We start from the raw sequence: 12,898 nt of genomic DNA, 5'->3' as shown, positions 1-12,898 counted from the left end.
GGGCAGGAGCGCGCCAGCAGCATCAAGGATTACCTGGTGGATAAGGGTCAGTTGGCCGACGACCGTGTGTACTTCGTCGACGCTAACCTTGGTAAAGCTGAAAGTGATGGTCGGGTGGTGACGCCGTTGCATCTGGATGCCGAGTGATACTCACAAGATTGCTGTTCAGCCATTGAACTCACCACAACCTTGAATGACCACAGTTGTTTTGTGCAGCCCAAATAGAACAGGCCCCCGACATCAATGTCAGGGGCCTGTAATGGCTACATCCTTATGGCCGTTCGCATGAACTCCTAATCCTAAGAAGTGGCAGTCGTATGACTCATCCCGACTGCCACACCTTCCCCCGGTCCAGGCGAGAAGTCTTGCCTTAGTCGGCTTTCAGGCCGTCAGCGGAGACCGCTTTGACGCCTTCGATTTTCTTGGTGATCGCCACAGCGGTGGCTTTCTGAGCATCAGTCACTGCAACAGTGGACGACAGGGAAACCACGCCTTTGTTGGTTTCAACTTTGATGTCGGTGCCAGGAATGCCTTTTTCGGTCAGCAGGTCGCTTTTGACTTTGGTGGTGATCCAGGTATCGGAAGTAGCTTCCGTAGCCTTGGCAACTTCACCCGAAGCCAGTGTCAGCGGGGCWTGAGTGGTGGTGGTCTGGGCGAATGCTGCGTTGGCCAGAGTCAGGGTCAGCGCGGTAGCAGTAGCGGCAGCGATAGCGAACTTCTTCATACGTGTAACTCCTGTTTTTCTTGAAAGTCTGCTGGTTGTCTTCTCAGCAGGGTTATTGGGTATATTGCGAACGCTGTGCCAACTTTGAGACAACAACTAAATCGTTAAAAATCAATACGTTACAAATATGACGATATTTCGAAATCATGCAAAATGCATGACCAGGCAAAACTCTGCATGCAACTTGCGGGTTTTCACAAAGTTCCTAACACCCTGAATTTTTTGCCTTTTTTTCAGCAGCGAGGCATTCGACAAACAAAAAAAAGGCCCCGCAACCGAAGCAGCGGGGCCGTGCTGGGTGTCAGCGTTTACGAGGCGGAACTCTTGCAGGCTTTAGGCAAGTAATCTTTGTCAGCGGTACTGACACACGACCAGCCATTGGCTGCATCACGCTTTAACGTAATGCTCTTGTTCAGCACTGGCGCCGGGGCATCCAATATCGTGCAGGTGATGCTGCCATTGCCTGTGTCCACAGCACCGGTGACCGCGACGGTGCAATTGCTGGTCTTGGCATCACCCGCCGGCGCCACATTGCTTACCGTTGGCTCCGTACCTTGGTTGATCACATCTTCATACGGCACCTTCATGGCGGAAATCTCGGCCAGACCCGCCGTCAACTTCGCCCTGGCCTGATATTTGGAATACATCGGCAACGCAAACGTCGCCAGAATCCCGATGATCGCCACCACGATCAGCAGTTCGATCAGGGTAAAACCTTTCTGAGTCTTCATAGACAAGCTCCATGCATGAGTCGAAAGCTCATGATCTGAAAGAGCATCAGCACAGCCCATGCCAAGCGCCACAGCCCCAGTTGGCGGGGCATGAAGTCAAACCAAAGACCTTTCCATCTCCCAACAACCGCACTATCTGACACTTTTTGTCACCTCAAGGCCGCTGGTTTGGCTCAGCGCCTTGACTAGGCTATAAGCCATGAAGAAATCAATCGGGTCACCTAGGGCTGAACATGTCGGTCAAAGCAGCAAAAACAAGTGTCTACGCTTGGGAAGGCACAGACAGGAAAGGCACCAAGATGATCGGTGAGTTGAGCGGCCAGAACCCGGCGTTGATCAAGGCACAACTGCGCAAGCAAGGCATCAACCCCGGCAAAGTGCGCAAGAAATCCGCGTCGATGTTCAACGTCGGCAAACGTATCAAGACGCAGGACATTGCCCTCTTCACCCGGCAGATGGCGACCATGATGAAAGCCGGCGTGCCGCTGTTGCAGTCGTTCGACATTATCGGTGAAGGCTTCGATAACCCGGCCATGCGCAAACTGGTGGACGAGTTGAAACAGGAAGTCGCGGCGGGTAACAGCTTCGCCGCGTCCCTGCGCAAAAAGCCGCAGTATTTCGATGAGCTCTACTGCAACCTGGTGGACGCCGGCGAGCAGGCCGGCGCCCTCGATACTTTGCTGGAACGGGTGGCGATCTATAAGGAAAAGAGCGAAAGCCTGAAGGCCAAGATCAAGAAAGCCATGACCTACCCATTGGCCGTGGTGTTTGTCGCGATCATTGTCACGGGGATTCTGCTGGTCAAGGTGGTGCCGCAATTCGAATCGGTGTTCAAAGGTTTTGGTGCCGAACTGCCTGCCTTCACGGTGATGGTCATCGGCCTGTCGGCGTTCATGCAGCATTGGTGGTGGGCGATGCTCGGTGTGCTGATCGCGGCGATTTTCGGCGTGCGCCACGCTTTCAAGAAATCCCCGGGCTTTCGCGACTGGCGGGACACCTGGCTGCTGAAACTGCCCCTGATCGGCACGCTGATGTACAAGTCTGCCGTGGCCCGCTACGCCCGAACGCTGTCGACTACCTTTGCCGCCGGCGTGCCATTGGTCGAAGCATTGGAGTCGGTGGCCGGTGCGACCGGCAACATCGTGTTCAAGCGTGCGGTGCTGCGCATCAAGCAGGACGTGTCGACTGGCATGCAGCTGAATTTTTCCATGCGCACTTCGGGAGTCTTCCCCAACATGGCGATTCAAATGACGGCCATTGGTGAAGAGTCCGGCGCATTGGATACCATGCTCGACAAGGTCGCGGGCTTCTACGAAGACGAAGTGGACAACATGGTCGATAACCTCACCAGCCTGATGGAGCCATTCATCATGGTCGTGCTGGGTGTTATCGTCGGGGGCCTGGTGGTTGCGATGTACTTGCCCATCTTCCAACTCGGCTCAGCGATCTGACATGCCCTTGAATGAAATCCTGACTGTTTACCCAGCGTTCTTCGTGACCCTCGCATTAGTGGTGGGCCTGGTCGTGGGCAGCTTCCTCAATGTGGTGATCTGGCGCCTGCCGAAAATGCTCGATCGCGAATGGCGGCTCCAAGCCCATGACGTGCTCGGTGTACCGCCAGAAGCGCCCGGCCCGACCTACAACTTGATGCTGCCCCACTCCCATTGCCCACAATGCGACCATCGAATTCGCCCGTGGGAAAACATCCCGGTGATCAGTTATCTGTTTTTACGGGGGCGATGCTCGAACTGCGCCGCACCTATCAGCAAGCGCTATCCGCTGACCGAACTGGCTTGTGGCCTGCTCTCGGCGTTTACCGCCTGGCATTTCGGTTTCGGGTGGCAGGCTTGCACGGTGTTGGTCCTGACCTGGGGCTTGCTGGCGATGAGTCTGATCGACGCAGAGCACCAACTGCTCCCGGATGTGCTGGTACTGCCGCTGTTATGGCTGGGGTTGATCGTCAACAGTTTCGGGGTCTTCGTGTCATTGCATGAAGCGCTGTGGGGGGCAGTGGCCGGATACATGGCGTTGTGGTCGGTGTTCTGGCTGTTCAAGCTGCTCACCGGCAAAGACGGTCTCGGTCACGGTGATTTCAAATTACTGGCCATGCTCGGGGCGTGGGGTGGCTGGCAAATTCTGCCGCTGACGATCCTGCTGTCGTCGCTGGTGGGCGCCATTCTCGGGGTGATTATGTTGCGTCTGAGCAACGCGAAAACCTCTTCGCCAATCCCCTTCGGCCCCTATCTGGCGATTGCCGGCTGGATTGCCTTGCTCTGGGGTGGTCAAATAACCGACTTCTATTGGCAGTTTGTCGGTTTGAAATGAATACCCCTGTGGAAAAACCCTGGATTCTCGGCCTGACCGGCGGCATCGGCAGCGGTAAAAGCGCCGCTGCCCAACACTTCATTGACCTGGGCATCCACGTCGTGGACGCCGATCACGCGGCACGCTGGGTGGTGGAACCGGGTCGCCCGGCGTTGGCCGCTATCGCCGAACACTTCGGCCCCGGCGTGCTGCAAGCTGACGGAACACTGGACCGCGCGGCCCTGCGCGCATTGATCTTTGAAGTACCGGAGGAACGTCGGTGGCTCGAAGGCTTGTTGCATCCGTTGATCGGTGAAGAAATCGCGGACAATCTGGCCAAGGCACAATCGCCTTACGCGATTCTGGTTTCGCCGCTGCTGATCGAGTCCGGGCAGAACGCCATGACTCAACGCGTCCTGGTGATCGATGCCCCGCAACAGTTACAAATCGAACGCACCTTGCAGCGTGACCAGACAACTGAACAACAGGTCCAGGCGATCCTCAAGGTCCAGACCAGCCGCCAGGACCGCGTGAGCCATGCCGACGATGTAGTGGTCAACGACCGCGACCTCGCCTGGCTGCACAGCGAGGTCGAACGCCTGCATCACTTTTACCTTACTTTGCGTGGAGGCCAGTCATGAGCCAGACCCCAACCGTCCAATGCCCAACCTGTGGCGCTCCTGTCGAATGGAGTGCCGAGAGCACCTTCCGGCCGTTTTGCTCGGATCGCTGCAAACTGATCGACCTCGGAGCATGGGCATCGGAAGAGCACAAGATTCCGGTCAGCCCGGACGCTGAAGACGAACTGTTCAGCGAAGATTTCGAACCGCGTCACTGAGGTTCAGGGCCGCATAAAACCGTAGTCCTGGTCGTCATCGAGGTTTTCCGCGAGAAAACGCAACTCGTCGGCCAGGTCTTCGGTACTGCGCACTGCCTTGCTTTGCTGCACCACTGCGCTGAGCAAGGCGCGCAGGCTCAAGCCCGGATCAAACCCCGCCTCCTTCGCTCCATCCAGACTCTGACGCAACTCCTGCCTCGCCCACTCGTACACACTCATGCCCATGCTCCTGAAGGTTTTGTCGAGCATGCGTTCGCCAATGAAGGACCGATGTGATGTGGATCAAGACTTCGGGTCGTCGTCTTTCCAGGGGGCCGAAAGGTAGCGTGTGCGATTGAACGTCTCCAGCCATTCAGGGCTGAACACCACCAAGGCGCTGACCACCATGCCGTTGATGAACGCTTCGGGAAAAATCAGCAGCCACAGATAGCCGACAAAATCTTCCAGCCAATACGGCATGACAAAACGCTCGTCGTACCACAGCACCCACAGCGCCAGCAGCAGGCACAACAACGCCGACAACGCCGCCGCAAAAAAACCGGAACAAAAGATATACACAAAGGGATTACGTGGTTGCGCCCGCTCCACCAGGATGGCGATGCACTCAGTGACCAGCACCGGCAGCAAAATCAGCAGCGCTCCGTTCAAGCCAATGGCGGCCAGGTCCTGACGCCCGAGCAGCACGAGCCCGAACTGCGCAATCAAGCCGCCAACAATTGCCAACGGCCAGTCCAGCAGCAAGGTCACGGCTGTCATGCCGATGAAGTGATAAGACACGCCGGTGTCGAAATCCCGTCGTACCAGCCACAACAAAAACAACGCGAACACCGTGCCGAACAGCAAATGCTGGCGCCGGCTGTCTGTGAATAGCTCTACCCAAGGCGCACGCCAGATGGCCCAGAGCAGCACGGGCACATAGATCAGCCAGCCGACCGTCAGCGTCTGCGGTGACAACAACCCTGCACCGATCATGGCCGGGCCTTCTCTAGCGCCTCATGTAGTTGCGCGGCCGTGGCATATTCGTGTTGTGCCAACAATTGGCCGTCCTTGAGTTGCAGCCACAGTACATTGTCCTCAGCCCCGGGGTAGCGCGGCGCCACGCGCCCCTCACGGTCCAGCATTACCCGGTAGGAATAATCGCGCATGGCCGGAATGGCAAACATCTTCGCGATCAGCTTTGGCATACGCTGGATGTCCGCTAAAAATACGACGTGCCGGGCCTCCAGATAGCCTTTTGGCTGGCCTTGCAGTGCAGCCTCTACCAGTTTGGCGGCGTCCATGCTTCGCGCTACCAGCAGCGTCTGAGTGTGATTATCGAGCGTGAACGCCTGGTCGTACTGATCGAGCAAGGTCCAGGGTGCTAGTCGCTCGCCCACTTCCAGCGCCTGGGCCCACCAGGGCAGAAAACTGAGCAGCAACACCGGCCAATATTTCACATTCACCCCCTTGTCCTATCGCTTCTACTTGATGGCCATCAGTCTACACCGCCCTTTCAGACTGCCCAGTCACGTCGATTGCCGGTAAACGCTTTCTGCTTGTCGCATTTGAACGCTAAGCTTGGGCCTATGGATGACTCAGATTATTTACGCCTGCTGACCATCGCGGCCGAGCAAGCCAACGCGTTCCTTTCCAATGCCCGCAAATGGGAGCGTGAGCGTTGGGTGTGCCAGCGCCTGTTGCAAGGCTTGAACATTCCCTATCGCGCCGACGAATTCGCCCCGGCCGGCGAACCGCCGGACGTATTGTTTCGAGAGGCGAATTTCGAGGTGTTCTTCGTACTCGACGAGGGCCGTCGACTGAACGACGAATGGCGCGACGAGCTACAACGTCGACGCAGTGCATTTTCCCTGAGCCAGTTAGTGCGACGCGAAGCCAAACCCAAACGCATCCCCGCCAATGAGTTTTTGCTGAGACTGGCGCCGACCTTGCGTAAAAAAGCGCACAACTACAAAGAACGTGGCATGGACTTGGGGGAACTCGACATCATCGCCTTCGCCAGCCTCAAACGCGAAGTGCTGGACCTCAACAGCCATTTTCCACCGCCTACCGAATACCTGCGCCAAGGCTGGCGTTCGCTGTCACTGGTCGGCCCGACCTTCGCCCGGGTGCTGTTCGCGCACCCGGATGCACCGGACTTCCTGCGCAGCAACCTGGGGCGCAGCATCGTCTTCGATGTCGGAATCAGTTTGTGAGTCCATTGCAGGCATTGATCGCGCAAGTCCCGCAAACCGGCCGCGTACGCTGGATCGGCGTGCGCCCCGGACCTCACGTACCGATGATCGAACTGGAGGCGGTGGAAGCGCGACTCCAGGCCGGTTTGACCGGCGATCGAGCCCGCCCTGGCGTGCATAACGCGCGGCAGGTGACCTTGATTCAGTGGGAGCATCTAGCGGTGATCACTTCGCTGATGGGCCGCCCGGACGATCAGCCGGTATTGCCTAATGATTTGCGGCGCAACCTCGTTATCAGCGGCATCAACCTGTTCAGCCTCAAGGGTCGTCGCTTCCGGATCGGCCAGGCCATTTTCGAAACCACCGGCTGGTGCCAGCCTTGTGCGCGCCTTCAAAACAACCTCGGCCCCAGGACCTTTCAAGCTGTGCGCGGACATGGCGGAATCACTGCCCGAGTGTTACAAAGTGGCATCATTCGCCTGGACGACACGGTGAGCGTCGAGCCCATTCCGGACAGCGGCTATGCTCCGTTCAATGTTCGTTAAATCAGCCTGTAGCTTCTACACATTCAGCAACGTCTACCGACGAGGCCTTTATGACCAGCCGCCTGAACCCCGACGACCAAAAGCATGTCGAAGAGTACCTGCACTTGTCCCAGCACCAAGTTGAGCGCCGACCTTTCCGGCCGTGGATGCTCCTGGTGGTGGTGCTGGCAGTGACCATTGGTCTGGGCCTTTTGAGCCGACTTATCAGTTACCTGACGCTATGAGCAGCATCGCGCTCGCTCGGGTAATTGCACCGATTTCTTTTAGCCTTGCGAGATATCCCCATGACACATCGTATTGTCATCGTTGGCGGCGGCGCCGGCGGTCTGGAGTTGGCTACCCGTCTGGGTAAGACTCTGGGCAAGCGCGGCACGGCCAGCGTGATGCTGGTCGACGCGAACCTGACCCATATCTGGAAACCGCTGCTGCACGAAGTGGCAGCCGGGTCGCTGAACTCTTCCGAAGATGAACTCAACTATGTTGCCCAAGCCAAATGGAACCACTTCGAGTTCCAGCTGGGGCGCATGAGCGGGCTCGATCGCACGCAGAAAAAAATCCAGCTGGCCGCCACTTACGACGAAGCCGGCCTGGAACTGGTGCCCGCCCGTGAGGTGGGTTACGACTCGCTGGTGATTTCCGTCGGCAGCACCACCAATGATTTCGGTACCCAAGGCGCGGCGCAACATTGCCTGTTCCTCGACACCCGCAAACAGGCCGAGCGTTTCCACCAGCAACTGCTCAACCATTATCTGCGCGCCCATGCCGGGCAGACCGACAAGGTCGAGCAGATCAGCGTGGCCATCGTTGGCGCCGGGGCTACCGGGGTTGAACTGGCCGCTGAACTGCACAACGCTGCGCATGAACTGGCCGCTTATGGCCTGGACCGAATCAAACCGGAAAACATGCACATCACCCTGATCGAAGCCGGGCCACGGGTATTGCCTGCCCTGCCGGAACGTATCGGCGGGCCTGTGCATAAAACCCTGGAAAAACTCGGGGTCAACGTCATGACCAATGCCGCAGTCAGTGAGGTGACGGCCGACAGCCTGATCACCGCCGACGGCAAAGTGATCAACGCCAGCCTGAAAGTCTGGGCCGCCGGGATTCGTGCACCGGGTTTCCTCAAGGACATCGACGGCCTGGAAACCAATCGCATTAACCAGCTACACGTGCTGCCCACCCTGCAAACCACCCGCGACGAAAACATCTTCGCCTTCGGTGACTGCGCGGCCTGCCCGCAACCGGGCTCTGATCGCAATGTACCGCCGCGTGCCCAGGCTGCGCATCAGCAGGCTTCGCTGCTGGCCAAATCGCTGAAACTGCGGATCGAAGGCAAACCTCTGCCTACGTATAAATACACCGACTATGGCTCGTTGATCTCGCTGTCGCGTTTTTCGGCTGTGGGTAACTTGATGGGCAACCTGACCGGCAGTGTGATGCTGGAAGGCTGGCTGGCGCGGATGTTTTACGTGTCGTTGTACCGTATGCACCAGATGGCGCTGTATGGCGCGTTTCGTACGGCGATGCTGATGCTGGGCAGCAAGATCGGGCGCGGGACTGAGCCGCGACTCAAGCTGCACTGATACACCGCCAACTAATGTGGGAGYGAGCCTGCTCGCGATAGCGTCTGAACAGTCGACATCAAATGTCGCCTGACATGCTGCCATCGCGAGCAGGCTCGCTCCCACATTTTTTTGCTCATCAATCTGTAGATCTGTGTCTCACTGTATCTCCCCCCGCGTTTTAGCCCCTTCGCTTACAAACTCCCCCCTTGCGCGACACAGTAGCGATACACCACTCCCGCTAAATGGCCACACCCGAGCAAGGCAGCCTGCCTGCTTCGGTTGTCGCCGCACTTACGTGGCAACCCTTTATCAAGCGGTTGTGTCGTGCAACCCAGGAGATTTGAAATGTCCCGTACCACCAAAAACACTATTGGTCTGCTCGGCGCTGTTCTGGCTGGCGGCATGATGTTGACCGGCTCCGTGTTCGCTTCGCAGCCGTTGACTCAAGGCTACCTGCTGGCCTCGGCTGAACAGGTGGTGAAAACCCCTGAAGGCAAATGCGGTGAAGGCAAGTGTGGCGATGCCTCGATGGCAAAAACCGACACCGATGACGACGGCAAGGTTTCCCGCGCGGAATTCCTGAAAGTCGCGCCAAAGGCCAATTTCGACAAAATCGACACCAACCATGACGGTTTTATCGACGAACAAGAGGCGTTCGATAACGTGAAGGCCAACTACGAAGCCAACGGCAAGAAAATGCCAAAAGGTTTGTTCGAGCATCTGAAGGATCAAGAAGGCGCCTGAACCTCTGAGTACCAAGCCCTGCTTTCTCCACCGAGAAGCGGGGCTTTTTTTCGGCACGCAAAAAAAATCCCCGTATCTTTCGATACGAGGATTTTTAATATGGTCGGGGTAAGGGGATTCGAACTCCTGACATCCTGCTCCCAAAGCAGGCGCGCTACCGGACTGCGCTATACCCCGGTTTGAAATTGGCTCCGTGACCAGGACTCGAACCTGGGACCCAATGATTAACAGTCATTTGCTCTACCGACTGAGCTATCACGGAACTACATATTTCAATTTAAAACGGTGAAGCTTTTTGCGTTCTCTTCGACCCGTTCGCATCGCTGCGTTCGTGTGTCTGAGGCGCGCTATTCTACAATCTTCAGAACCTCTGTCAACCCCCTAAATTGCTTTCAAGTTAATGATTTGCAACTTATTTTGGATTCCTGCTTGGGGAGCGGAAACCCTGGCGGGTGACTTACTGCGGGGCGCACTTTACAAGCCTTTTCCTTAGAGTTCAACAGCCTGGCGAAAAAAAGGCCTCGCAATGCGAGGCCTCATCAGTTTTGCTGCCTGAATGGATCAGACGAATACGATTTCGTCGTTCTCCACCACACCCTTGGCGGTCTCACCGGGCAGGAAACGGCCCGACAGAATCAACTGAGCCAGCGGGTTCTCGATCCAGCGCTGAATCGCTCGTTTGAGCGGACGTGCGCCGTACACCGGGTCGTAACCCACGGCGATCAGCTTATCCATGGCCTCAGGGCTCAGCTCCAGTTTCAGCTCACGCTCGGTCAGACGACTGCGCAGACGTCCCAACTGGATCTCGGTAATGCCCGCGATCTGATCCCGCGCCAACGGCTCGAAGATCACCACTTCGTCGACCCGGTTGATGAACTCCGGCCGGAAGTGGGTGGAAATCGCATCCATCACCGCCGCACGCTGCGCCTCACGATCACCGACCAGCTCCTGGATCTGCACCGAGCCCAAGTTGGATGTCATGACGATCACGGTATTCTTGAAATCCACCGTGCGGCCATGGCTGTCGGTCAAGCGGCCATCTTCYAGCACTTGCAGCAAGATGTTGAACACATCCGGGTGGGCCTTCTCGACCTCGTCCAGAAGGATCACCGAGTAAGGCTTGCGACGCACCGCCTCGGTCAGATAACCGCCCTCTTCATAGCCCACGTACCCTGGTGGCGCACCGATCAGTCGGGCCACGGAATGTTTCTCCATGAACTCGGACATGTCGATCCGCACCATCGCCTCTTCCGTATCAAAGAGGAACTCGGCCAGTGCCTTGCACAGCTCGGTTTTACCGACACCGGTCGGGCCGAGGAACATGAACGAACCACTTGGGCGATTCGGGTCTGACAACCCGGCCCGGGAACGCCGCACCGCGTTGGACACAGCGATCACCGCTTCGTCCTGGCCGATCACACGCTGGTGCAACAGGCTTTCCATCTTCATTAGTTTGTCGCGCTCGCCTTCGAGCATTTTCGACACCGGAATACCGGTCCACTTTGACACGACTTCAGCAATTTCTTCCTCAGTCACCTTGCTGCGCAGCAACTGGTTTTCGCTTTTGCCGTGCTGATCGACCATTTGCAGGCTGCGCTCCAGGTCCGGGATCACCCCGTATTGCAGCTCGGCCATGCGGTTCAGGTCACCTTTGCGGCGTGCGGCTTCCAGTTCCTGACGGGACTGTTCGATTTTCTGCTGGATCTGCGCAGAACCCTGGACTTCGGCTTTTTCCGAATTCCAGATTTCTTCAAGGTCCGAATACTCGCGCTCAAGGCGGCTGATTTCTTCCTGGAGTTTTTCCAGGCGTTTGATCGCCGCTTCGTCGCTTTCTTTTTTCAGTGCCTGCGATTCCACCTTCAACTGAATCAGGCGACGCTCCAGACGGTCCAGCACTTCCGGCTTGGAGTCGATCTCCATACGAATACGGCTGGCCGCCTCGTCGATCAGGTCGATGGCCTTGTCCGGCAACTGGCGATCAGTAATGTAGCGATGACTGAGCTTGGCCGCGGCGATGATGGCGCCGTCGGTGATCGCCACCTTGTGGTGAACCTCGTAACGCTCTTTGAGGCCACGCAGAATCGCGATGGTGTCTTCTTCGCTCGGCTCATCCACCAGGACTTTCTGGAAGCGCCGCTCGAGGGCCGCGTCCTTCTCTATATATTGGCGGTACTCATTGAGCGTAGTCGCGCCGACGCAATGCAACTCGCCACGAGCCAGGGCAGGCTTGAGCATGTTGCCCGCATCCATCGAGCCTTCGCCTTTACCGGCGCCGACCATGGTGTGCAGTTCGTCGATGAACAGAATGATCTGTCCTTCCTGCTTCGACAGCTCGTTGAGCAGCGATTTCAGGCGCTCTTCAAACTCACCGCGATACTTGGCACCGGCAATCAGCGCCCCCATGTCGAGGGACAGCAGGCGTTTGCCTTTCAGGCCATCCGGCACTTCGCCATTAATGATGCGCTGGGCCAGGCCCTCAGCGATGGCGGTTTTACCCACGCCGGGCTCGCCGATCAGCACCGGGTTGTTCTTGGTACGACGTTGCAGGACCTGAATGGTCCGGCGAATTTCGTCGTCACGGCCGATCACCGGATCAAGCTTGCCTTCTTCGGCACGCTTGGTCAGGTCGACAGTGTATTTATCCAGCGCCTGGCGCGACTCCTCGTGGTTGGCGTCGTTGACCGCTTCGCCGCCACGCAGGTTATTGATCGCGTTCTCCAGGGCTTTCTTGCTCACGCCCTGCCCCAGCAACAACTTGCCGAGTTTGCTGTTTTCATCCATGGCGGCCAGCAGCACCAGCTCGCTGGAGATGAACTGGTCGCCCTTCTGCTGGGCCAGGCGATCAGCCTGATTGAGCAGGCGCGCCAGGTCCTGCGACATGTTCACGTCGCCGGTCGGGTTCTGGATTTTCGGCAGCTGGTCGAGCTCTTTGGTCAGCTCTTTACGCAGGCTGTTGACGTCGAAACCGACCTGCATCAGCAGAGGTTTGATCGAGCCGCCCTGCTGTTCAAGCAGCGCCTGCATCAAATGCGCCGGCTCGATGCCGGAATGGTCGAGGCCGACGGCCAGGGATTGGGCGTCGGATAGTGCTAACTGCAATTTGCTGGTTAAACGATCTATACGCATGGGTCACCTTCCTTTTGAGCAGGCCGGACCTATAAAACATCCTGAATGAAGAAACCTGCCAGATACCGTTATAGATGCGGTCGATTCTGGGAGTTTCAAGCGTCGATCAGTTGATGCAGATCAGCGAAGTCTAGCGTTCCAACCAGACAA

15 protein-coding genes and 2 tRNA genes are annotated in these 12,898 nt (G+C 57.3%); 9 read left to right on the top strand and 8 right to left on the bottom strand.

Features of this window, described 5'->3' with window-relative positions; translation table 11 throughout:
- Positions 1 to 370: 370 nt before the first annotated feature.
- Both AC1DSG_RS19870 and AC1DSG_RS19865 read right to left on the bottom strand, forming a co-directional pair.
- Positions 371 to 724: a BON domain-containing protein gene (locus tag AC1DSG_RS19870; protein ID WP_477792409.1), complete on the bottom strand. Its 354-nt coding sequence runs from the start codon at positions 722 to 724 to the stop codon at positions 371 to 373.
- A 308-nt stretch (positions 725 to 1,032) separates the two neighbouring features.
- A complete protein-coding gene (locus AC1DSG_RS19865) occupies positions 1,033 to 1,455 on the bottom strand; it encodes a pilin (RefSeq protein ID WP_477792408.1) in 423 nt (140 codons plus the stop codon).
- A 233-nt stretch (positions 1,456 to 1,688) separates the two neighbouring features.
- Between AC1DSG_RS19865 and AC1DSG_RS19860 the strand changes: the two genes are divergently transcribed.
- Genes AC1DSG_RS19860 through yacG form a run of 4 tightly spaced genes read left to right on the top strand, consistent with a single transcriptional unit; the run spans position 1,689 to position 4,597 of the window.
- Complete coding sequence (locus AC1DSG_RS19860) at positions 1,689 to 2,906, top strand: type II secretion system F family protein (RefSeq protein WP_477792407.1); 1,218 nt, start codon at positions 1,689 to 1,691, stop codon at positions 2,904 to 2,906.
- Between the two features lies 1 nt (position 2,907).
- Complete coding sequence (locus tag AC1DSG_RS19855; RefSeq protein WP_477792406.1) at positions 2,908 to 3,780, top strand: prepilin peptidase; 873 nt, start codon at positions 2,908 to 2,910, stop codon at positions 3,778 to 3,780.
- Positions 3,777 to 4,400 carry a dephospho-CoA kinase gene (gene coaE / locus AC1DSG_RS19850; protein ID WP_477792405.1) on the top strand — a complete coding sequence of 208 codons (624 nt, stop codon included), beginning with the start codon at positions 3,777 to 3,779 and terminating at the stop codon, positions 4,398 to 4,400. Before AC1DSG_RS19855 ends, coaE begins: the two co-directional genes overlap by 4 nt.
- Positions 4,397 to 4,597: a DNA gyrase inhibitor YacG gene (yacG, locus tag AC1DSG_RS19845; protein WP_477792404.1), complete on the top strand. Its 201-nt coding sequence runs from the start codon at positions 4,397 to 4,399 to the stop codon at positions 4,595 to 4,597. Before coaE ends, yacG begins: the two co-directional genes overlap by 4 nt.
- A gap of 3 nt (positions 4,598 to 4,600) precedes the next feature.
- Here yacG and AC1DSG_RS19840 read toward each other — a convergent pair whose 3' ends face one another.
- From AC1DSG_RS19840 to AC1DSG_RS19830, 3 genes are all read right to left on the bottom strand, one after another.
- Entirely contained in the window at positions 4,601 to 4,816 is a 216-nt protein-coding gene (locus tag AC1DSG_RS19840; RefSeq protein WP_477792403.1) for a hypothetical protein, read from the bottom strand.
- Between the two features lie 63 nt (positions 4,817 to 4,879).
- The gene (locus tag AC1DSG_RS19835) at positions 4,880 to 5,569 is read right to left on the bottom strand and encodes an energy-coupling factor ABC transporter permease (protein ID WP_477792402.1); all 690 of its coding nucleotides are present in this window, start codon (positions 5,567 to 5,569) and stop codon (positions 4,880 to 4,882) included.
- Entirely contained in the window at positions 5,566 to 6,033 is a 468-nt protein-coding gene (locus AC1DSG_RS19830) for an FAD/FMN-containing dehydrogenase (protein WP_477792410.1), read from the bottom strand. The genes AC1DSG_RS19835 and AC1DSG_RS19830 overlap by 4 nt, the downstream gene beginning before the upstream one ends.
- 129 nt (positions 6,034 to 6,162) lie before the next feature.
- Between AC1DSG_RS19830 and AC1DSG_RS19825 the strand changes: the two genes are divergently transcribed.
- The 5 genes from AC1DSG_RS19825 to AC1DSG_RS19805 all read left to right on the top strand — a co-directional run bounded on the left by AC1DSG_RS19825 (position 6,163) and on the right by AC1DSG_RS19805 (position 9,622).
- Positions 6,163 to 6,789, top strand: coding sequence for a DUF1780 domain-containing protein (locus AC1DSG_RS19825; RefSeq protein ID WP_007942303.1), 627 nt, complete (start codon positions 6,163 to 6,165; stop codon positions 6,787 to 6,789).
- Complete coding sequence (locus AC1DSG_RS19820) at positions 6,786 to 7,313, top strand: MOSC domain-containing protein (RefSeq protein ID WP_477792401.1); 528 nt, start codon at positions 6,786 to 6,788, stop codon at positions 7,311 to 7,313. Before AC1DSG_RS19825 ends, AC1DSG_RS19820 begins: the two co-directional genes overlap by 4 nt.
- 50 nt (positions 7,314 to 7,363) lie before the next feature.
- Positions 7,364 to 7,537, top strand: a complete 174-nt coding sequence (locus AC1DSG_RS19815) for a DUF3094 domain-containing protein (protein WP_007938396.1) — start codon at positions 7,364 to 7,366, stop codon at positions 7,535 to 7,537.
- Positions 7,538 to 7,597: 60 nt separating this feature from the next.
- Positions 7,598 to 8,896, top strand: coding sequence for an NAD(P)/FAD-dependent oxidoreductase (locus AC1DSG_RS19810; protein WP_477792400.1), 1,299 nt, complete (start codon positions 7,598 to 7,600; stop codon positions 8,894 to 8,896).
- Between the two features lie 327 nt (positions 8,897 to 9,223).
- Positions 9,224 to 9,622: an HvfA family oxazolone/thioamide-modified RiPP metallophore gene (locus tag AC1DSG_RS19805; RefSeq protein WP_477792399.1), complete on the top strand. Its 399-nt coding sequence runs from the start codon at positions 9,224 to 9,226 to the stop codon at positions 9,620 to 9,622.
- Positions 9,623 to 9,722: 100 nt separating this feature from the next.
- On the opposite strand, the gene AC1DSG_RS19800 is transcribed toward AC1DSG_RS19805, so the two are convergent.
- The 3 genes from AC1DSG_RS19800 to clpB form a co-directional block, all read right to left on the bottom strand.
- Positions 9,723 to 9,799: transfer RNA gene (locus AC1DSG_RS19800), tRNA-Pro, on the bottom strand.
- Positions 9,800 to 9,808: 9 nt separating this feature from the next.
- Positions 9,809 to 9,884: transfer RNA gene (locus AC1DSG_RS19795), tRNA-Asn, on the bottom strand.
- A 299-nt stretch (positions 9,885 to 10,183) separates the two neighbouring features.
- On the bottom strand, positions 10,184 to 12,748 hold the full coding sequence (gene clpB / locus AC1DSG_RS19790) for an ATP-dependent chaperone ClpB (RefSeq protein WP_477792398.1): 2,565 nt from the start codon (positions 12,746 to 12,748) through the stop codon (positions 10,184 to 10,186).
- Positions 12,749 to 12,898 lie beyond the last annotated feature (150 nt).

The sequence above is a fragment of the Pseudomonas sp. P5_A12 genome (assembly GCF_056400685.1).
Note: the sequence above shows the minus strand (reverse complement) of the source record. Positions and strands in the feature narration are given on the sequence as shown.